The 20,457-nt window shown below is 45.7% G+C and carries 18 protein-coding genes and 1 riboswitch; of the genes, 17 read left to right on the top strand and 1 reads right to left on the bottom strand.

What is annotated here, in order from left to right; all coding sequences use genetic code 11:
• Nucleotides 1-289 precede the first annotated feature (289 nt).
• From DMI82_RS17215 to DMI82_RS17175, 9 genes are all read left to right on the top strand, one after another.
• Nucleotides 290-1,993 (top strand): DUF1002 domain-containing protein, encoded by a 1,704-nt coding sequence (locus tag DMI82_RS17215; RefSeq protein WP_110104069.1) that lies wholly within the window; start codon nt 290-292, stop codon nt 1,991-1,993.
• A 231-nt stretch (nt 1,994-2,224) separates the two neighbouring features.
• Nucleotides 2,225-3,427 (top strand): class I SAM-dependent rRNA methyltransferase, encoded by a 1,203-nt coding sequence (locus tag DMI82_RS17210; RefSeq protein ID WP_015525970.1) that lies wholly within the window; start codon nt 2,225-2,227, stop codon nt 3,425-3,427.
• A gap of 72 nt (nt 3,428-3,499) precedes the next feature.
• On the top strand, nt 3,500-3,913 hold the full coding sequence (locus tag DMI82_RS17205; protein ID WP_110104068.1) for a hypothetical protein: 414 nt from the start codon (nt 3,500-3,502) through the stop codon (nt 3,911-3,913).
• 1 nt (nt 3,914) lies between these two features.
• The gene (locus DMI82_RS17200; RefSeq protein WP_110104067.1) at nt 3,915-4,763 is read left to right on the top strand and encodes a DUF5685 family protein; all 849 of its coding nucleotides are present in this window, start codon (nt 3,915-3,917) and stop codon (nt 4,761-4,763) included.
• Nucleotides 4,757-5,404 (top strand): J domain-containing protein, encoded by a 648-nt coding sequence (locus tag DMI82_RS17195; protein WP_110104066.1) that lies wholly within the window; start codon nt 4,757-4,759, stop codon nt 5,402-5,404. The genes DMI82_RS17200 and DMI82_RS17195 overlap by 7 nt, the downstream gene beginning before the upstream one ends.
• Nucleotides 5,405-5,597: 193 nt before the next feature.
• Nucleotides 5,598-6,584 (top strand): diaminopimelate dehydrogenase, encoded by a 987-nt coding sequence (locus tag DMI82_RS17190; protein WP_110104065.1) that lies wholly within the window; start codon nt 5,598-5,600, stop codon nt 6,582-6,584.
• 284 nt (nt 6,585-6,868) lie between these two features.
• Nucleotides 6,869-8,359 (top strand): N-acetylmuramoyl-L-alanine amidase family protein, encoded by a 1,491-nt coding sequence (locus tag DMI82_RS17185; RefSeq protein WP_242981866.1) that lies wholly within the window; start codon nt 6,869-6,871, stop codon nt 8,357-8,359.
• A gap of 283 nt (nt 8,360-8,642) precedes the next feature.
• Nucleotides 8,643-10,103, top strand: a complete 1,461-nt coding sequence (locus DMI82_RS17180) for a C40 family peptidase (protein ID WP_110104064.1) — start codon at nt 8,643-8,645, stop codon at nt 10,101-10,103.
• A gap of 231 nt (nt 10,104-10,334) precedes the next feature.
• Nucleotides 10,335-10,504, top strand: a riboswitch (cobalamin riboswitch).
• A 267-nt stretch (nt 10,505-10,771) separates the two neighbouring features.
• Nucleotides 10,772-11,059 carry a cysteine-rich small domain-containing protein gene (locus tag DMI82_RS17175; RefSeq protein ID WP_173723397.1) on the top strand — a complete coding sequence of 96 codons (288 nt, stop codon included), beginning with the start codon at nt 10,772-10,774 and terminating at the stop codon, nt 11,057-11,059.
• A 107-nt stretch (nt 11,060-11,166) separates the two neighbouring features.
• Here DMI82_RS17175 and DMI82_RS17170 read toward each other — a convergent pair whose 3' ends face one another.
• Nucleotides 11,167-11,883: a phosphatase gene (locus DMI82_RS17170; protein WP_015525959.1), complete on the bottom strand. Its 717-nt coding sequence runs from the start codon at nt 11,881-11,883 to the stop codon at nt 11,167-11,169.
• 355 nt (nt 11,884-12,238) lie between these two features.
• On the opposite strand from DMI82_RS17170, the gene DMI82_RS17165 reads away from it, so the two are divergent.
• The 8 genes from DMI82_RS17165 to DMI82_RS17130 all read left to right on the top strand — a co-directional run bounded on the left by DMI82_RS17165 (nt 12,239) and on the right by DMI82_RS17130 (nt 20,391).
• The gene (locus tag DMI82_RS17165; RefSeq protein WP_092070145.1) at nt 12,239-14,764 is read left to right on the top strand and encodes a glycyl radical protein; all 2,526 of its coding nucleotides are present in this window, start codon (nt 12,239-12,241) and stop codon (nt 14,762-14,764) included.
• Nucleotides 14,765-14,775: 11 nt separating this feature from the next.
• Nucleotides 14,776-15,567: a glycyl-radical enzyme activating protein gene (locus DMI82_RS17160; protein ID WP_059086811.1), complete on the top strand. Its 792-nt coding sequence runs from the start codon at nt 14,776-14,778 to the stop codon at nt 15,565-15,567.
• Between the two features lie 186 nt (nt 15,568-15,753).
• Nucleotides 15,754-16,635 (top strand): class II aldolase/adducin family protein, encoded by an 882-nt coding sequence (locus DMI82_RS17155; RefSeq protein WP_015525956.1) that lies wholly within the window; start codon nt 15,754-15,756, stop codon nt 16,633-16,635.
• A gap of 31 nt (nt 16,636-16,666) precedes the next feature.
• Complete coding sequence (locus DMI82_RS17150; protein ID WP_110104063.1) at nt 16,667-18,055, top strand: aldehyde dehydrogenase family protein; 1,389 nt, start codon at nt 16,667-16,669, stop codon at nt 18,053-18,055.
• Nucleotides 18,056-18,073: 18 nt separating this feature from the next.
• Entirely contained in the window at nt 18,074-19,306 is a 1,233-nt protein-coding gene (locus DMI82_RS17145; RefSeq protein ID WP_059086814.1) for a zinc-binding dehydrogenase, read from the top strand.
• 24 nt (nt 19,307-19,330) lie between these two features.
• Nucleotides 19,331-19,645 (top strand): BMC domain-containing protein, encoded by a 315-nt coding sequence (locus tag DMI82_RS17140; protein WP_015525953.1) that lies wholly within the window; start codon nt 19,331-19,333, stop codon nt 19,643-19,645.
• A gap of 84 nt (nt 19,646-19,729) precedes the next feature.
• Nucleotides 19,730-20,005, top strand: a complete 276-nt coding sequence (gene pduA, locus DMI82_RS17135) for a propanediol utilization microcompartment protein PduA (RefSeq protein WP_015525952.1) — start codon at nt 19,730-19,732, stop codon at nt 20,003-20,005.
• Between the two features lie 44 nt (nt 20,006-20,049).
• Nucleotides 20,050-20,391, top strand: a complete 342-nt coding sequence (locus DMI82_RS17130) for a BMC domain-containing protein (RefSeq protein ID WP_015525951.1) — start codon at nt 20,050-20,052, stop codon at nt 20,389-20,391.
• Nucleotides 20,392-20,457 lie beyond the last annotated feature (66 nt).

The raw sequence follows: 20,457 nt of genomic DNA, 5'->3' as shown, positions 1-20,457 counted from the left end.
TCAGCTGGAAAAGTATCGTTATCTTTTTCAATGCGCAAAGGAAAGCAATGATTTTGATTCATTTATGAAATTCGCAGTGTAGTTTTGTGCAATTTTTCAAATTTGCTCATTTATAGTATATAATATAAATTACAAATATTTCTGCAGCTGTGTTATAATACAACAAGAATGACAGATCGTGAAGCGCTCACATTCGTGGAGATGTAAGTAATGGAGATGAATGTCCGCTTTACACCGCAAAAGTTAAGCAGATACAATCAATCCGAAAAAATATATGGAGGGAAGATCAATGAAAAAAAGAAACATGATCGCAGCTCTGCTCTGCAGTGCATGCCTTGTGGCAGGAAGTGTAAATCCCGTATTTGCAGATGCATCGAAGGTAGTAACACTTGGAGCAGATCTTACGGATGCTCAGAAGCAGACAATGATGAAATATTTTAATGTAAGTTCCGATCAGGTGCAGGTGATGACCATTACAAATGAGGATGAGCATAAACACCTGGATAATATCGCGCCACAGTCCCAGATCGGTTCCAGAACTTTGAGCTGTGCTTATGTGAAGCCTACACAGTCCGGCGGGATCAAGGTCCGCACAGCAAATCTGAACTGGGTGACAGGTAATATGATCGCAACCACACTTTCCACATCCGGTGTGAAGAATTGTGAAGTAGTTGCTGCCTGCCCGATGGAAGTATCCGGAACAGGTGCACTTACCGGTATTCAGATGGCATATGAGAAGGCCAGTGGAGAGAAGCTGGATGAGACCAAGACGAAGCTTGCCAACCAGGAGATCGTAACCACCGGTGAACTTGCAGATAAGGTTGGTAAAAATGAGGCGACAACAGTTGTAAATCAGTCTAAGATGGATGTGATCCAGAACGGAGTACAGAATGCAGATGAGATCCAGAATATTGTCATCAATGTGGCTGAGCAGAACAATATTTCCATAAGCCAGGACGATATTGACAGGATCGTGTCTCTTCTGGGACAGATCGCACAGCAGGATTACAATTATGATGATGTGAAGGAAACACTGGAGCAGGTAGATGCCAATACCACAGGCCAGGCCTCTTCCTCTGATGATACACTGGATGGAGAGAGCAGTGATGACACCGTAGATGTGGATGAAGATTCTTCAGATGATATCGTCAACAATGTAAATGACAGCATTCTTGGGGACGATGTGATCCAGAGCTCCACAGAAGACCCGGGTCTTGAGAAAGAAACAGGAGCAGATTCTCAGGATACAAGCAATGAGACCGGAATTCCGGATGCTACCGACGACGGAACCTATGGCAATGAGGAAAACTCGGACGAAAGCAGCACAGACGAAAGTGCATCTGACGAGAACAGCACAGAGGATAGTGCATCTGACGAGAGCAGTACAGACGAAAGTGCTTCTGACGAGAACAGCACAGATGAAAGCGCTTCTGATGAGGCTGCATCCGATGAGACCGGAATCCCGGAGGCAACAGAAGATACAGAATCTTCAGAAAGTACAGAGGGCTCAGACCAGGCAGATAGTGCAGAAAACGATACTTCCGTGCTCAGTGAAGAAGCAAAGAACAATTATGACAAATTTGTCCTCTTTGTAAAAGGCGAGTATGAGGGAGATGCAGATTCCCTTCTCGCTGCAACGGAGGATACAGAGGCAGTGGCAACGGTAACACTGGATGAGCAGATAGCGAAGAGTGTGACAGAAACTGTTGAGAAGGATTATTATGATATCCTGAAGGATGGTACAGAATCCTATGAGGCAGATGGTACAGAAAAATATCAGAGTACAGAGCTGAATATGATGGATCAGAAGCTGAAGAAGCTGTTCGGCATTGACAGTTCCCAAGAGGACACAGATGCCACAGACGTGACAGCTGCTATTCTTGCAGATGTTCCCCAGGAAGATAAGCAGACACTTTATAAAGAAACCATGAAATATCTGGCAGGTCTTTACGGCGAGAACACGGACGCTTCTGAGGAATCCGCAGCAGAATAAAAGATCAGCAGAAAAAGAGATGAATACGCCGCAGCAGAGAAAACAACCTCTGCTGCGGTATTTTTTGTCGTGCCGGAAAGATATCATGAAAATTTTGTGATTTACGACAAGGATTTGTGTAAGCACTGGAAAAATGGATTTTTCTGTGATAAAATTGACCGTAAATCGGTTTTGTGGACTCATACATCGCAAACCGTGACAGGGAAACGAGAAAGGGAAAAGGTAGAATTTATGAGCCTGGCAGTAGTAACATTAAAAAAAGGCGAAGGCAGATTCCTGAAATCAGGAGGCCTCTGGGTATATGACAATGAGATCGCAAGCATCATGGGAAGTTTTGTGAACGGAGATATCGTTCTGGTCCGGGACTTTGACGGATATCCCATGGGAAGAGGATTTATCAACACCAATTCCAAGATCACAGTCCGTATGCTTACCAGAGATGAGCGTACAGAGATCAGTCCGGAATTTTTGAAGCAACGTGTCCGCGACGCATGGGAGTATCGTAAGAAGGTAGTAGATACCGGAAGCTGCCGTGTGATCTTCGGAGAAGCAGACTTTCTTCCGGGTCTTGTTGTGGATAAGTTTTCAGATGTGCTTGTTGTACAGTCTCTTGCACTGGGAATCGACCGTCTTAAAGAAACAATCATAGATGCACTGAAGGAAGTCCTTGCTGAGGATGGAATCCGGATCCGCGGAGTCTATGAGCGAAGTGATGCAAAGGTACGCCGCCAGGAGGGAATGGAACTTACCAAGGGATTTATCGGAGAAGAATTTCCGACACTTGTTCAGATTGAAGAGAACGGTGTGAAATATGAAGTAGATATCAGGGATGGGCAGAAGACCGGATTTTTCCTGGATCAGAAATATAACCGTCTTGCTATCCAGAAGCTCTGCAAGGGGGCGAAGGTGCTGGACTGCTTTACACATACCGGCTCTTTTGCCTTGAATGCGGGAATTGCAGGGGCACAGAGTGTTCTTGGTGTGGATGCGTCGGAAACTGCAGTTCTGCAGGCAAGACGAAACGCCAGTCTGAACGGCCTGGACGGAACAGTGAAATTCCTCTGTGAGGATGTTTTTGAACTTCTTCCCGAGCTTGAGGAGAAGGGAGAGAAATTTGATGTTGTGGTACTGGATCCTCCGGCATTTACGAAATCCAGAAGCTCTGTAAAAAATGCCATCAAGGGATACCGTGAGATCAATCTCCGTGCAATGCGTCTTGTAAAGGACGGCGGATTTCTGGCGACCTGTTCCTGCTCTCATTTTATGACATATGAGCTGTTTACACAGACCATCGGTCAGGCAGCGAAGAATGTCCATAAGAGACTGCGCCAGGTAGAGTACCGTACACAGGCACCGGATCATCCGATCCTCTGGTCAGCTGACGAATCCTATTATCTGAAATTCTACATTTTCCAGGTGTGTAATGACCGTTAGGAACTGCCTCCGGATTTTTTGCGGAAATTTTTTGGCAGTGCCGTATGGCAGTGAAAAGGAGATGCAGATCATATGAGAGACAAATTCAATAAATTTATGCAGGGACGTTATGGAGTGGATGATCTTTCCAGGTTTACCATGGGAGCTGCACTGGTTCTGATCATTCTGGCAATGTTTGCCAATATATTCAGCAGAACTGCCGGCAGCACTCTTGACATTCTCGGGGTCGCAGCGATCGTATATGCATATATGCGTATTTTTTCCAGAAATATCCAGCAGCGTTATGCCGAAAATCAGAAATTCCTTCAGATGACGTCGAAGTTCCGTTTTCGCTTCAATAAAGAAAAGAATCTGATGAAGCAGAGAAAGACTCATCACATCTACAGCTGTCCGGGCTGTGGACAGAAGATACGTATTCCAAAGGGAAAGGGCAAGATCGAGATCGAATGTCCGAAATGCCATACAAAATTCGTAAAAAGGAGCTGACATGTTCGGATATGTGACCGTTAATAAACCGGAAATAAAATTCAAGGATTTTGATGTGTACCGTTCTTTTTACTGTGGCCTTTGCAGAGAACTTCGGGAGAGATACGGGATACCGGGACAGATCTCACTGACTTATGATATGACATTTGTGGTCCTTCTTTTAAGTGCCCTTTATGAACCGCCAACGAAGAAGGGAACTTCCAGGTGTGTGGTCCATCCGCTGAAGCCCCAGCCGGTACGTAAAAATACAGTAACTGAGTACTGTGCGGATATGAATGTGATCCTTACCTATTACAAATGTATGGATGACTGGCAGGATGAACACAAACCACTGCACTATGCATATGCAAGGATTCTGAAGAATTGCGGAAATATGCATATGTCTGATTATCCGGAGAAGATCCAAAGGATCCGAGGCGCACTGGAGGAGCTTTCTTCCCTGGAAAAACAGGGGGAAACCGATGTGGACCGTGTAGCCGGGTGTTCCGGACGTATCATGGAAGAGATTCTGGCCTTCCGTAAGGATGTCTGGGAATCATCCCTGCGCCGTCTGGGATTTTATCTCGGAAAATTTATCTATATCCTGGATGCTTATGATGATGTGGAAAAAGATGCAGAAAACGGAAATTACAATCCTTTCCTTGAAAAACATAAGATAGAAGGGTTCGAGGAAGAGGTACGTCGGCTTCTTATGATGATGCTTGCAGAATGCTGCAGAGAATTTGAAAAGCTGCCGATCATCCGATACGGAGATATCCTTCGAAATATTTTATATTCCGGCGTCTGGTGCCACTTTGCGGCAATCGGACAGAAGCGCAGGGAAGAACGGGAGAAAGAGAAAAAATGTTAGATCCATACAGCGTGCTGGGAGTTCCCAGAAACGCATCTGATGATGAAATAAAAAAGGCATACCGGAAGCTGAGCCGAAAGTATCACCCGGATGCCAATATCAATAACCCGAATAAGGATCAGGCCGAAGAAAAATTCAAAGAAGTGCAGCAGGCTTACGAGCAGATCATGAAAGAGCGTGAGTACGGAAGCAGTTCCCAGAATGGTTATGGCGGCTACGGAAATTACGGTGGTTTTGGAAATTACGGAAATGCCGGTTCCAGTGCCTATCAGGATGAGGAAAGTATGCGCAGAAGGGCGGCCGCCAATTATGTGCAGAGCGGTCATTTTAAGGAAGCTATGAATGTACTGGATTCTCTTGGTCAGAAAAATGGAGAATGGTATTACCTGGCTGCTATGGCGAATATGGGAATGGGAAATAATGTAACAGCTCTGGATCAGATCCGTGAGGCAGTCCGTCAGGAACCGGATAATATGCAGTACCGTATGTTACTCCAGAGAATGGAAGGCGGTGGCGGCTGGTATCAGCAGCGACAGGATCCCTTTGGGGGAATGCCGACCGCAGGAGGAGATATGTGTGATGCCTGCTGCAGGACCATGGCCTGTTTCATGTGCTGGCCGGGCGGCTTTTTCTGCTGCTGATGCAGAAACAAAGCGGTCATCGATATCCCGGAACTGAGAATCGGAATATCCTGAGGCAGCATGTCCATATGATTGTAAGGCGGATCAGGCAGATCCGTTTTGCGATATAGATCGCAGAGGAATTTTTCTGACAGAAATTCACAGTGCTGTCCGGAAAATGACATACTGCAGAGAAAAAGAGGAGGAAATCATTATGAGTATAAGAATTGGTATTTTAGGTTACGGAAACCTGGGACGCGGCGTGGAGTGCGCCATCAAGCATAATCCGGATACAGAGCTGGTTGCAGTATTTACCAGACGTGATCCGGAGACTGTAAAGATCCTTACAGAGACCGCAAAGGTTTATTCTGTAAAAGACGCAGAGAAGCTGAAAGATGAGATCGATGTCCTGATCATCTGTGGAGGAAGTGCGACAGATCTTCCTGTTCAGACACCGGAGTATGTAAAATATTTCAATGTTGTGGACAGCTTTGATACACATAAGAAAATCCCGGAGCATTTTGCAAATGTTGACAAGGCAGCAACAGAGAGTGGACATGTAGGAATCATTTCCGTAGGCTGGGATCCCGGAATGTTTTCTCTGAACCGTATGTATGCAAATGCGATCCTTACAAATGGAAACGACTACACATTCTGGGGCAAGGGTGTCAGCCAGGGACATTCTGATGCAGTCCGCCGCATCAAAGGCGTAAAGGATGCAAAGCAGTACACCATTCCGGTAGAAGCTGCACTTGAGGCAGTAAGAAACGGAGAAAATCCGGAGCTTACCACACGTCAGAAACATACAAGAGAGTGCTTCGTAGTTGCTGAGGAGGGTGCTGATCTTGCACGTATCGAGGAAGAGATCAAGACCATGCCGAATTACTTTGACGAGTATGATACAACGGTACATTTCATTTCCCAGGAAGAGCTGGATCGTGACCACAGCGGTATTCCACACGGCGGTTTTGTGATCCGCAGTGGAAAAACAGGCTGGAACAATGAGAACAGCCATGTGATCGAGTACAGCCTGAAGCTGGATTCCAATCCTGAGTTCACATCTTCTGTGATCGTTGCCTATGCAAGAGCTGCATACCGTATGAATCAGGAAGGACAGAAGGGCTGCAAGACAGTATTTGATGTTGCACCTGCATATTTAAGTGCCCTTGACGGAGCAGAGCTTCGCAAAAAATTTCTGTAAGGATCTGTAACAGATCTGTAACAGACAGGAGTAAAACTGCATAAAGGATCATATCCCCGGAGCATCAGTGAATATTTCTGATGTTTCGGGGATTTTTTCTGCATAAAATCAACATTGGTAATACCGGAATGACATTTTTTCTGAAAGAAAAGGAAAGAGTTGACGGACTGTAAAGAATGTTATATAATATGGACGTAAAATTGTAACAAAATTGTAATGTTTACGATCAGCCGGACTTAAGAAATAGTAAATATCAATGATCTATCTATCAAAGGAAGGTATGTATGCGAAAATTAAGCAGAAAATGGAAACTCTGGGGACTTTTTTTTGTTCTGATGTTCTTTGCAGCCGGAGCAACTGTACATACAACGGCAACCGATGTACAAGCTGCGGCCAAGAACGGCTTTAAGACCGAAAAAGGAAAATCCTATTATTATCAGAATGGCCAGAAGGTAAAAGGCTGGCTTACACTGAACGGGAAGAAATATTTTTTTAATAAATCCACAGGCGTGCAGATGAAGCGCTGGGCTAAGGATTCCAAGGGCAAACGATATTTTTATAATGTTAACGGTGTCAAGGGCTATATGGCAACAGGCTGGCTTACAGACAGAGAGAACAATACCCGCTATTTTAATCCCACCAGCGGATATATGACAACGAGATGGGCCACGATCAGTAATAAGAAATATTATTTCTACAGCGGCAGTGGTGTTGCTGCAAGAAGCGTATTCCTTACAGACAAGAAGAATGTGACCAGATATTTTACCAGCAAATGCTTTATGGCAAAGGGCTGGGCAACAAATAAAAAACAGCAGAAGCGCTATTTTGATCCAAACACGGGAGCTATGTATAAGGGCTTCAAGAAGATCGGCAGCGATACCTATTATTTTTACAGCAAGAGCGGCGTGATGGCTACCGGTTGGGTCACAAATTCCAAAAAAGGATATAAATATTATTTCGATCCGTCAACCGGTGTCATGGCTACGGGAACGAAGACGATCGATGGCAAGAAGTATACATTTGGCAGCAATGGTGTCTTGGATACCAACCCAAGCACTACTACAGCGACAAGCTCCAGGACTATCAAGAATTTCCTTGCCAATGCATTACTTCCAGTAGGAAAGACTCTTTACGTATGGGGCGGCGGCCACAACTGGTCGGATGCGACCAGAAAGGGCATCAGTCCAAAATGGAAACAGTGGTATGACAGCAATTCCAGCTCCTATAATTACAGATATTATATGGATCTCAGTGAAGCTACAGAACAGAAGGGCCTTGACTGTTCCGGCTTTGTAGGATGGTCTGTATATCAGATCATGCAGAGCAGATCCGGTGGACCTATGTACACGGATGTTTCCGGAAATCTTGGATCTTTGTATTCCGGCAAGGGAATGGGTACCGTTGTTTCCCAGGCTCAGCTGGCAAGCTCAAACTGGAAGCTTTATCCTGGGGATATCGGATACAACAGCGGACATACCTGGATCGTTCTCGGACAGTGTTCCGATAAGAGTGTCGTGATCCTCCACTGTACACCGAATGCCGGCGTACAGATTTCCGGAACACCGACACCAAGCGGAACTTACGGAAGCCAGGCGATCAAGCTGGCAGAAACTTATATGTCTAGGTATCCTGGAGCCAGCAAATATGACTATCATGAATCCAGTGGTAATTATATCCGAAACGGTGCATACTTCAGATGGAACAGAAGCACTCTTTCCGATCCCAACGGATATCTGAACAAGACAGCCAATCAGATCCTTGCAGATCTTTTCTGATCAGGATATGCTGAAAGAAATTTATATGTAACAAATAGCAATAAGAAACGCGAGAGGAGAATCTGAGATAACCCGGGTTCTCCTTTTTTAATGTCAAAATCATTAATAAATGTTACAAAGTTTTAAACTAATTAATAGAAAATCCTTGCAATCCAAATAACACTGTGTTAATATATAAAAAGATTGAAACAAGATATTGCAAAAGTATTACAAAGAAAACCAACGAAGCGGATGGTCAGATCCGCTGTATTAAATTAGAATCAGATTGCGAGGGTGAACAGTCATGAAGAAAAGGATATTATGTCTGACACTGGCGCTCATCATCAGCGGAGCACAGGTAGTCAGCGTAAGCGCAACAAGAGAAGATGAGGCAGCACTTCAGCAGGAGATGGATGCGACCAACGAACAGCTGAATGCGACTTATTCCAGATTGGATGAGCTTTCCTCACAGAAGTCACAGATTGAAGGCGAGATTTCAACTCTTGATGCCAATCTTGTAAACGTGATGGTTTCGATCCAGACACTGGAGGGAGATATCTCCAATAAGGAAGCCGACATTGCATCTACACAGACCAACCTTGAGAAGGCCAAAAATGCCAAGCAGAAACAGTATGAGGCAATGAAGAAACGTATCCAGTATCTCTATGAGAAGGGTGGAGACGATGCATGGTTCCAGATGATGCTGAATGCAGAGAACCTGTCTGACCTTCTTACAAGAGCAGAGTACACACAGAAGACTTATGAGCAGGACCGTAAGAGTCTTGAAAAATATTCCAATACGATCCAGCAGGTGGCAAACCTGGAGGCACAGTACACACAGGAGAAGGCAGAGCTGGAGGGAATGAAGCAGGAATATGAGGCAGAGTCCCAGAACCTGCAGGCACAGCTGGATGAGAAGCGTGCCACATCCGCAGATTATGATAATGAGATCGCCTACGCACAGCAGCAGGCTACAGATTATGCAAACCTTCTTGCAGAGCAGACTGCAGAGCTTCAGAGATTAGAGGCTGAGCGTATTGCAGCAGAGGAAGAGGCAAGACGTCAGGCCGAGGCTGAAGCAGCAGCGAGAGCACAGGCTGAGGCAGAAGAGGAAGCAAGACGCCAGGCAGAGCAGGAAGCACAGCAGGATGAGGCAGACGAGAGCGAAGACGGACAGTACGATGAGGACGGCGACGTGATCGAGAATGCAGATGAGGATACTGCAGAAGATGACACCGAGGATGTGGATGAAGATGCAGACAATGGTGAGAATGATGATGCGTCCGAGGATACTGAGAATACAGAGGATAATGCAGACGCAGATTACGATAACAGCACAGACGCATCTGAAGAAAGTGCAGAGGACACATCTAATGCAGAGGATACATCTTCAGACAGTGACAGTTCTTCTTACAGCAGTGGTTCCGGATCTTCTGTTGTGAATTATGCTACACAGTTTGTGGGAAATCCTTACGTATGGGGCGGAACAAGCCTTACCAATGGTGCAGACTGCTCCGGATTTGTACAAAGTGTCTATGCGAACTTCGGAGTCAGCCTTCCGAGAACCTCCTATGAGCAGCAGAATGCAGGTACAGAAGTATCCTACGCAGATGCACAGCCGGGAGATCTGATCTGCTATGGCGGACACGTGGCTATTTACATGGGTAATGGCCAGATCGTTCATGCATCGAACTCTCAGGACGGGATCAAGATCAGCAATGATGCTACATACAGAACAATTGTATCTGTAAGACGTCTTGTATAATAAGAACGTACAACAGAAAATAAAAATACAGCAGCCCGACAGTAGTTTGTCGGGCTGTTTTTGACGTCGGAAAAAATATTGAAAACCCATGGAACGGATTGAACAGCAATAAAATATGCTCAAAAATGTATAAATATTGAAAACAGTATTGACATATAATTAACAGGATGTTATTATAATGTCAGTATAATTCCATATTGAACATAGCAAGTGCTGAGGATAGCTGACAGTTATATATTGATTATCAGAAGTCCACAGAAAAGGGAATCAGGTGTGAAACCTGAGCGATCCGGTCACTGTAACGGAGGAGCGAATCTCATAGTCCATTGTACGTATGTATGAGAAGGAGAGAGGAGTCATGATCCCGGAGCCAGGAAACCTGCTTGTTATGGCGAGGTTAAACTTCCGTGTAAAGTGTAACAACCATTTCAGGGACTCCGCACCCCTGGGACGTTGTCTACTTTTTTACGAGAGTAGGCATTTTTTTATGGAATGCGCCTGTTCATATGAATTATACATGATTAAATGGCAGGCGATACTACTCCGGATACATTCGTTCCCTCCGCGCACTCATGAACGGATTATATTTCTACCCCGGGGTGGCATCGCTACCTCTTTTTTATAGGAAAAAATTATGTGTGGTTATGTCAGGAGAGGAGAAAAGAGCCATGGAGAAACCATACTGGGAAGGCAAAGAATACTCTTACTTCAGCCACAAAAACTGTGAGTATTTTCCGTGCCATAAAGGAGCAGATCCGGAGAACTTCAATTGTCTGTTCTGCTATTGTCCTTTATATGCACTGGGAGATAAATGTGGTGGTAATTTCCGCTTTACGGAAAGCGGGATTAAAGACTGCACCGAATGCAAGCTTCCTCACAGAAGAGAAAATTTCGGATATGTTACAGGTAAATATAGCGAGCTTGCGGAAATTGTACGGAAGCAGCGGGAAAAATAAAAAACAGGCCAGTTCAGATACAGGAAAATGTATATTCCTGTGTTTGAACTGGCCTGTTTTGTTTGGAGTGGACAATATCTGTTATCTGTCGGAAAAGATACAGAAGATCATTCTCTGGTTTGGAGAAAAACCTTGAGTCTGGGAATCTGGTTGTTGAGGATCAGCTGTTCCGGAAACATGGCCTGATGAACAAACTCAGCAGCACAGGTAAAATCTCCGATATGCTCCGGGCCATGGCTGTCACTGGAAAGAAGCAGCGGCAGATCATATTTGCGGCAGCATCGAAGGATCTCGAAACAGTTTTCTCTTGTGTCGCCACGATAGCCATAAGGTGCAAGAGAAGCTTCGTTGATCTCAAAGATCGTGCCGGTTTCCCTGGCAGCCCTTGCAAGCGCATCATAATTAACCGGGTAATGAGTGTTATCACTATGTCCGAGGATCTTTACACAGGGGTTTTTCATTACATTGATAAAAGCTTCTGTGTTTTCGGCTCTGGTACCGCAGCGGTAATTCCAGGCATGCATGCTGGCAATGGCGTAATCAAGTTTACATAATGATTCCTGATCTAAATCTACCGTTCCGCTGCGGTCAAGGATATTCAGTTCAATTCCGTAGAGTAATTCTACACCGAAATGTTTTTTGGGAGAATAGGTAAGGCTACGGAAATAGGAGGAAGTTCCGGCTGCCAGAGTGCCGGGACCGTGATCAGTGATCCCGAGAAGCCGGAGACCTTTCTCGGCAGCTGCGCGTGCCATGTTGGTGATGGTACATTCCGTGCCGTGACCACTGGCGATGGAGTGGGTATGCATATCAGAAAGATACATAAAAATACACCTCTTTTACTGTTTGAGAACATGTGACAGAGCGGAATACGAATGTCCGCTTTGCATAAATTTTTTTCTGAAAAACAAAGGAATTCCTATATAAATCCAAGTATGGCAGAGCAGAAAAACAAAGTCAATAGAGAAAAACATAAAAATACAAAAAACAAATAAAATCAACAGGGCGCAACCGACAAAAACCACAAAAACAGCTAGAAACACATGTTGGATTTCGTTGACATCGAAGTAGGGGTAAGGTATAATAAAACTACATGAGCACATAGCCGGACAGGAGCGGTTCTGGAAGCGTAGAGGCAGACAGATCACCAGAAACAACCGGTTGTGAGAAAGGAGAATCATGGAGAAATTTCATATAGCAGATGTTCCGAAAACAGACAGGATCACACATCTTGTAGATAATCTTTATGCAAAGATGCCGGTAATCGAATCTGCCAGAGCAAAACTGATCACAGAGTCTTACAAAGCAACAGAAGACGAGCCGATCATCACCCGCAGAGCCAAGGCATTTGCCCACATCCTGCACAACATTCCGATCATCATCCGTGATGAGGAGCTGATCGTCGGAAGCAGCACTTTGGCGCCGAGAGGATGTCAGACGTTTCCGGAGTATTCTTTCCAGTGGCTGGAGGATGAGCTGGATACAGTGGCTACCAGAACAGCCGATCCATTTTATATTGCGGAGGAAACCAAGGCGGAGCTCCGTGAGGTACATAAATACTGGAAAGGCAAGACTACCAGTGAGCTTGCAACCTCCTACATGGCACCGGAAGCGATTCTTGCCATTGACCACAATATTTTTACACCCGGAAACTATTTCTACAATGGTGTAGGACACGTAACCGTTAAATATGAAGAAGTTCTGGCGATCGGTTATGAAGGAATCATTGCCAAAGCTCAGAAGGAACTGGATGAGTGTAATGTAGGAGATGGTGATTACGCAAAGAAATCTCGTTTCCTGGAAGCAGTTATCATGAGCTGTCAGGCAGTTATCGACTATGCACATCGCTATGCCGAGCTCGCAGAGCAGATGGCATATCAGTGTCAGGATCCGACCAGAAAACAGGAACTCCTTCAGATCGCATCTAATTGTACACGCGTACCGGCGAAGGGCGCCCGTAACTTCTATGAGGCGTGCCAGTCCTTCTGGTTTGTACAGCAGCTGATCCAGATGGAAAGCAGCGGACATTCTATTTCTCCGGGACGTTTTGACCAGTATATGTATCCATATTACAAGAGTGATATGGAAGCAGGCAATCTTACCAGAGAATTTGCCCAGGAACTGATGGACTGCATATGGGTAAAATTAAACGACCTGAATAAATGCCGTGATGCTGCATCTGCAGAAGGCTTTGCAGGCTACAGCCTTTTCCAGAACCTGATTGCAGGCGGTCAGAACAAGGATGGCGAGGATGTGACCAATGATCTCTCCTTTATGTGCATCCAGGCGTCTATGCATGTGCACCTTCCGGCACCGTCTCTTTCTGTAAGAGTATGGAACGGATCACCACATGAATTCCTGATCAAGGCTGCAGAGCTTACAAGAACAGGAATCGGACTTCCGGCTTATTACAATGATGAGGTTATCATTCCTGCACTGCAGAACCGCGGCCTTTCTCTTGCAGATGCCAGAGAATATAACATCATCGGCTGTGTAGAACCGCAGAAGGCAGGTAAGACAGAGGGTTGGCATGACGCTGCATTCTTTAACATGTGCCGTCCGCTGGAGATGGTTTTCTCTAATGGTATGGACAAAGGGGTACAGATCAGTGTCCAGACCGGCGATGTCACAGAGATGAAGAGCTTCGATGAGTTCTATGATGCATATAAGAAACAGATGGAATATTTCATTTCCCTGCTTGTAAATGCTGATAATGCCATTGATGTGGCACATGCGGAGAGATGTCCGCTTCCATTCCTTTCCTGTATGGTGGATGACTGCCTGAAACGAGGCAAATCCGTTCAGGAAGGCGGAGCTGTTTATAACTTTACAGGTCCTCAGGGATTTGGTATTGCAAACATGGCAGATTCTCTGTATGCGATCCGCAAGCTTGTATATGAAGAAAAGAAGATGACCATGGAAGAGCTGAAGGAGGCTCTGGCATGGAACTACGGCAAGGGTATCGATGCACAGTCTGCAGCAGATATCACCACCATTGTTATGCAGAAGCTTCAGGAGAATGGCATCCGCGTAAATGAGCAGACCGCAACAGCTGTTATGACAGCAGCTCTCGGAACAGAGCCATCTCCGGAGAAGAAAGCAAGATTCGAAGAGATCCACAAGATGATCGAGGAGGTTCCGAAGTTTGGAAACGATATCCCGGATGTGGATTATTTTGCAAGAGATGTGGCTTATACTTACACCAAGCCGCTTCAGAAATATATGAACCCGAGAGGCGGACATTATCAGGCAGGACTTTATCCTGTATCTGCAAACGTTCCTCTTGGCGGACAGACCGGTGCAACACCGGATGGCCGTTACGCACATACTCCGGTAGCAGATGGTGTTTCCCCGTCAGCCGGCAAGGATGTGAAGGGACCGACAGCTGCGGCAACTTCTGTATCCCGCCTGGATCATTTTATCGTATCCAACGGAACACTGTTTAATCAGAAATTCCATCCGTCAGCACTTGCAGGAAGAGAAGGACTGGAGAAATTCGTAGCACTGATCCGCGGATACTTTGATCAGAAGGGTATGCATATGCAGTTTAATGTTGTTGACAGAGAAACACTTCTGGATGCACAGAAGCATCCGGAGAAGTACAAACATCTGGTTGTACGTGTTGCAGGCTACAGCGCATTGTTCACTACACTTTCCAGATCTCTGCAGGACGATATCATCAGACGTACTGAGCAGGGCTTCTAAAGGAGTAACGAATGGACTATTTGGATACAAAGGGCAGGATCTTTGATGTTCAGAAATATTCAGTACACGATGGACCGGGTATCCGTACCATCGTGTTCCTGAAGGGCTGCGTTCTTCGCTGCCGCTGGTGCTGTAATCCGGAATCACAGGAATACCGGATCCAGAACATGAAGGTTCTGGGAGAAGATAAAGTGATCGGCCGCGACGTGACAGTTCGTGAGATGATCGAAGAGGTGGAAAAAGACCGTGCCTATTATTACCGTTCCGGAGGCGGGATCACCCTTTCCGGAGGGGAATGTATGTGCCAGGCGGACTTTTCCAGAGACCTTCTCCGCGCAGCAAAGGAGAGAGGAATCAACACAGCAGTGGAAAGCATGGCCTGTGCCCCATGGGAAAAGATCGAACAGGTACTTCCCTATCTGGATGTATATCTGATGGATATCAAGCATATGGATCAGGAAAAACATAAAGAATTCACAGGACGGGCCAACGGACTGATGCTGGAGAATGCAAGAAGGGTTGCGCTCTACGGAAAAACCAGATTGGTGATCCGCGTTCCGGTGATCCCCACATTTAATGATTCTGTGGAAGAGATTCAGGCGATCGCAAGATTTGCAGCATCCCTTCCGGGCGTAAACAAGATCCATCTTCTTCCGTACCACAGACTGGGGCAGGATAAATATGAAGGACTTGGCAGACCCTATTTAATGGAAGGAATCCTTCCGCCTACAGCAGAACATATGCAGATGTTAAAGAATGCAGTGCATGCGGTATGCAGCCTGGACTGCCAGATCGGCGGCTGAGAGATACAGGATTACAGAAAAAAGATCCTTTACAAACAGAAAATATAAAAAACAATAAAAACAACACAAAATACAACAAGAAACCAACATAAAACAACGGATTGTCCTTGACTTATTTTGTGGTATGGGGTAAAATGTTCTCAGAAACAAAATAGTGCAATCCAATGCTCAAGGAGGAAATTAAGCATGGTAAACGAGTTTGAAATCAAAAAACAGCTTTGTGACATCGGTAAGAGAATCTACAACCGTAACATGGTTGCAGCTAACGACGGAAACTTTTCTGTTAAGATAGCTGAGAATGAATATCTTTGCACACCAACAGGTGTATCCAAAGGATTCATGACACCAGAGTTCATCTGTAAAGTAGATGGCAAGGGTAATGTGATCCAGGCTAACCCGGGATTCAAACCATCATCTGAGATCAAGATGCATATGAGAGTATATGAGAAGAGACCGGACGTAGGATCTGTTGTACATGCTCATCCAATCTATGCTACATCTTTCGCAATCGCAGGTATCCCGCTTACACAGCCGATCATGCCTGAGGCAGTTATCGCTCTTGGATGTGTTCCGATCGCTGAGTACGGCACACCTTCCACAATGGAGATTCCGGACAACCTTGAGAAATACCTTCCATACTTCGATGCAGTACTTCTTGAGAACCATGGAGCACTTACATGGAGCACAGACCTTAACGCTGCATATATGAAGATGGAGTCTGTAGAGTTCTATGCACAGCTTCTGTATCAGACCAAGCTCCTTGGCGGACCGAAGGAATTTGACAAAGAGAACATCGAGAAGCTCTATGCGATCCGTCGTAAATTCGGTATGCCTGGAAAACATCCGGCAAGCCTCTGCCTGAACAAAGACGGCAAGAACTGCCACAACTGCGGCGGTGCATGCCACAGCGAGGACTACAAACAGTTCCCAGGATATCAGTATGATTTCGTTGGAAAAGACTGTGATTGTGATAAAGATGCAGCTCCTGCAGCAGATACAGCAAAGAATGACGCAGAGCTTGTTGCTCAGATCACAAAACAGGTTATGGCTCAGCTTGGCCTGAAATAATTTTTTGACGGAATATTAAGGAGGACATCTCATGCCAATAAGTGAGAATATGGTACAGGAAATTGTACAGGAAGTTATGGCAAAAATGCAGATCGCAGATGCTCCGGCCGGAAAACATGGCGTTTTCAAGGATATGAATGATGCTATCGAAGCAGCCAAGAAGGCTCAGTTGGTAGTTAAGACAATGTCTATGGACCAGAGAGAAAAGATCATCACCTGCATCCGCAAGAAGATCAAAGAAAATGCGGAAGTACTGGCACGTATGGGTGTTGAGGAAACTGGTATGGGTAATGTAGGAGATAAGATCCTGAAACATCACCTGGTAGCAGACAAGACACCTGGAACAGAAGACATTACAACAACTGCATGGTCCGGAGACAGAGGACTGACTCTGATCGAGATGGGACCGTTTGGTGTTATCGGTGCGATCACACCATGTACTAACCCGAGTGAAACAGTTCTCTGCAACACAATAGGTATGCTGGCAGGTGGAAATACAGTAGTATTCAACCCACATCCGGCAGCAGTTAAAACTTCTATTTACGCAATCAATCTTTTAAATGAGGCTTCCCTGGAATCAGGCGGCCCGGATAATATCGCTGTCACAGTTGAGAAACCAACTCTTGAGACAAGCAATATTATGATGAAACATAAAGATATCCATCTGATCGCAGCAACAGGCGGCCCTGGTGTTGTAACAGCAGTTCTTTCCTCCGGTAAGAGAGGAATCGGTGCAGGAGCAGGTAACCCGCCGGCACTGGTTGATGATACTGCTGATATCCGTAAGGCAGCAAGGGATATCGTAAACGGGTGTACATTCGATAACAACCTTCCATGTATCGCAGAGAAGGAAGTTGTTGCAGTATCTTCCGTAGTTGATGAGTTAATGCACTACATGCTTACAGAGAATGACTGCTACCTTGCATCCAAGGAAGAGCAGGACAAACTTGTTGAGACTGTACTTGCAGGCGGCAAGCTGAACCGTAAATGTGTAGGACGTGATGCGAAGACCCTTCTTTCCATGATCGGAGTTCAGGCACCGGCCAATACCCGCTGCATCATCTTCGAGGGACCGAAGGAACATCCGCTTATCACAACAGAGCTTATGATGCCAATCCTCGGAATCGTAAGAGCAAAGGATTTCGACGATGCTGTAGAGCAGGCTGTATGGCTTGAGCATGGCAACCGTCATTCCGCACATATTCATTCCAAGAATATCGATAACATTACAAAATATGCGAAAGCAATCGATACCGCGATCCTTGTAAAGAACGGCCCGTCCTATTCCGCACTTGGATTCGGAGGAGAAGGTTTCTGTACATTTACCATCGCAAGCCGCACAGGTGAGGGACTTACAAGCGCAAGCACATTCACAAAGAGAAGACGCTGCGTAATGACAGACAGCCTTTGCATTCGTTGATCAGGAGGAACATAAATCATGGATATGAACAATGTAAATATCGAAGAAATCGTTAAACAGGTTCTCTCCGGCATGACAGGAAACGCTCCGGCAGCAGCTGCTGCACCAAGCGCTCCGGCTGCTCCGGCAGGAAACACAATTCCGAAAAAAGCAAGAGTAGCAATGATGACAGAGAAGAAACATTTTGAGCTTCAGGAGTATGATCTTCCGGAAGTTGGCGACGACGACATCCTTGTTAAAGTTGAGGGATGCGGTGTCTGCGGAACAGATGCTCATGAGTACAAAAATGACCCGTTCGGTCTTATCCCGGTAGTTCTCGGACATGAGGGAACCGGTGAGATCGTAAAAATGGGTAAAAACGTTAAAGTTGATACAGCTGGTAAACCGGTTAAAGTCGGCGACAAGATCGTTACATGTATGATCTTCAAAGATGATCCGGAAATCACAATGTTCGACCTTAACAAGAAGAACGTAGGCGGCGCTGATGTATACGGACTTCTTCCGGATGACGACGTTAAATTCAACGGCTGGTTCGCTGATTACATCTTCATCAGAGGCGGAAAATTTGGTTCTACATTCTTTAATGTAAGTGACCTGGATCTTGATTCCCGTATCCTCATCGAGCCATGTGCAGTACTTGTACATGCTGTAGAGAGAGCAAAAACAACAGGAATCCTGAAATTCAACAGCAGAGTTGTTGTTCAGGGTTGCGGACCGATCGGTCTTATCTGCATCGCAGTTCTCCATACAATGGGTGTTCATAATATCTGTGCAGTAGACGGAAATGAGAAACGTCTTGAGTTTGCCAAGAGAATGGGAGCAAACACAACCGTTAACTTCATGAACTTCAAGGGCATTGAGGCACTTACTGAGGCTGTTAAAGAGGCTCAGGGCGGACATCTTGCAGATTTCGCTTTCCAGTGTACTGGAAATCCTCATGCACACTCCAACATCTACAAATTTATCCGCAACGGCGGCGGTCTTTGCGAGCTTGGTTTCTTCATCAACGGTGGAGACGCTACCATCAACCCGCACTTCGACCTCTGCTCCAAAGAGATCAACCTTGTTGGTTCCTGGGTATACAACCTCAGAGACTATGCAACAACATTTGATTTCCTTAAGAGAGCAAAAGCAATCGGACTTCCAATGTCTGAGCTGATCACACACAAGTTCCCGCTTGAGGAGATCAACGAGGCACTTGAGACAAACCTGGCAATGACAGGTCTTAAGATCGCGATTGTTAATAAATAACCTTAACGGGAAAGGAGAAGCAACATGGCAGAAGCTGTAGGAATTCTGGAGGTCTTCGGACTTGCGACAGCCTTTGTGGCAGCTGACGCCGGGTGCAAGGCTGCAAATGTCCACCTGGAGGTATTCGATAAGAATAAACCGGCGAATGCGGACAGCCTGCCAGTACCGCTTCTTGTCTGCATCAAGTACCGCGGAAGCGTGTCAGATGTCACGGCAGCGGTAGAAGCCGGCATGAAAGTTGCAGAGAGCATGACAGGCGTGGTACAGCATTACATAATCCCCAACCCGGAACCAGGTACACAGAAAATGCTGAAAATCAGCGCCCTGGATAAAGATTAAGAGGATTCCGAAGTTCACTTTACAAAAGTGGCGGAATCATATATGATAAAATGTAACGAAGATAAGATTCAGGAGGATAGAATCATGGCACAGGAAGCATTAGGAATGGTTGAGACAAGAGGCCTCACAGCTGCAATCGAGGCAGCAGATGCAATGACAAAAGCAGCAGAGGTTGCACTTGTAGGAACAGAGAAGATCGGTTCCGGTCTTGTAACTGTTATGGTTCGTGGAGACGTAGGCGCTGTAAAAGCAGCAGTAGAGAGCGGAAGCGCAGCAGCATCCAGACTTGGAGAGCTCGTAGCTACACACGTAATCCCGAGACCTCATACAGACGTAGAGAAAATTCTTCCGAAGCTCTGATTTCAGGCTTTGAGAGGAACAGAAATTAATTAAGGAGTTCGCTCATGGGAAAATCATATGGATTTATAGAAATCACTGGTGTTGTAGCGGCGATCAATGCCCTGGACATCATGTGCAAAACGGCAGACGTTGAGCTGGCGTCATGGGAGCGTAAGCTGGGCGGACGACTGGTGACCCTGATCGTACAAGGCGATGTATCAGCAGTTACAGCAGCTGTCAATGCAGCAGTGGAGCAGGCAATCAAAAAACCTGCCAGCTATGCGGTAATTGCCAATCCTCACGAGGAAATCGTCAAACTGGTTGAGCTGAGTGCAAGCCGGTGGAAAAAGAAACAACAAGAAGATCCGGAAGAAGCACTGGAAAGCAAAAACAGCAGCAAAAAATAAGCTGCTGCACCAAAATAGTCAGAAGTAAACAGAACAAATAAAGCATTTATAATCCACAAGGAGGAT

The organism is Blautia sp. BCRC 81119 (genome assembly GCF_003184505.1).
GTDB lineage: Bacteria > Bacillota > Clostridia > Lachnospirales > Lachnospiraceae > Blautia_A > Blautia_A fusiformis.
Note: the sequence above shows the minus strand (reverse complement) of the source record. Positions and strands in the feature narration are given on the sequence as shown.

Coding starts and splice junctions, on each gene's coding strand:
- DMI82_RS17215 (WP_110104069.1), top strand. CDS start 290: ATGAAAAAAAGAAACATGATCGCAGCTCTGCTCTGCAGTGCATGCCTT.
- DMI82_RS17210 (WP_015525970.1), top strand. CDS start 2,225: ATGAGCCTGGCAGTAGTAACATTAAAAAAAGGCGAAGGCAGATTCCTG.
- DMI82_RS17205 (WP_110104068.1), top strand. CDS start 3,500: ATGAGAGACAAATTCAATAAATTTATGCAGGGACGTTATGGAGTGGAT.
- DMI82_RS17200 (WP_110104067.1), top strand. CDS start 3,915: ATGTTCGGATATGTGACCGTTAATAAACCGGAAATAAAATTCAAGGAT.
- DMI82_RS17195 (WP_110104066.1), top strand. CDS start 4,757: ATGTTAGATCCATACAGCGTGCTGGGAGTTCCCAGAAACGCATCTGAT.
- DMI82_RS17190 (WP_110104065.1), top strand. CDS start 5,598: ATGAGTATAAGAATTGGTATTTTAGGTTACGGAAACCTGGGACGCGGC.
- DMI82_RS17185 (WP_242981866.1), top strand. CDS start 6,869: ATGCGAAAATTAAGCAGAAAATGGAAACTCTGGGGACTTTTTTTTGTT.
- DMI82_RS17180 (WP_110104064.1), top strand. CDS start 8,643: ATGAAGAAAAGGATATTATGTCTGACACTGGCGCTCATCATCAGCGGA.
- DMI82_RS17175 (WP_173723397.1), top strand. CDS start 10,772: ATGGAGAAACCATACTGGGAAGGCAAAGAATACTCTTACTTCAGCCAC.
- DMI82_RS17170 (WP_015525959.1), bottom strand. CDS start 11,883: ATGTATCTTTCTGATATGCATACCCACTCCATCGCCAGTGGTCACGGC.
- DMI82_RS17165 (WP_092070145.1), top strand. CDS start 12,239: ATGGAGAAATTTCATATAGCAGATGTTCCGAAAACAGACAGGATCACA.
- DMI82_RS17160 (WP_059086811.1), top strand. CDS start 14,776: ATGGACTATTTGGATACAAAGGGCAGGATCTTTGATGTTCAGAAATAT.
- DMI82_RS17155 (WP_015525956.1), top strand. CDS start 15,754: ATGGTAAACGAGTTTGAAATCAAAAAACAGCTTTGTGACATCGGTAAG.
- DMI82_RS17150 (WP_110104063.1), top strand. CDS start 16,667: ATGCCAATAAGTGAGAATATGGTACAGGAAATTGTACAGGAAGTTATG.
- DMI82_RS17145 (WP_059086814.1), top strand. CDS start 18,074: ATGGATATGAACAATGTAAATATCGAAGAAATCGTTAAACAGGTTCTC.
- DMI82_RS17140 (WP_015525953.1), top strand. CDS start 19,331: ATGGCAGAAGCTGTAGGAATTCTGGAGGTCTTCGGACTTGCGACAGCC.
- pduA (WP_015525952.1), top strand. CDS start 19,730: ATGGCACAGGAAGCATTAGGAATGGTTGAGACAAGAGGCCTCACAGCT.
- DMI82_RS17130 (WP_015525951.1), top strand. CDS start 20,050: ATGGGAAAATCATATGGATTTATAGAAATCACTGGTGTTGTAGCGGCG.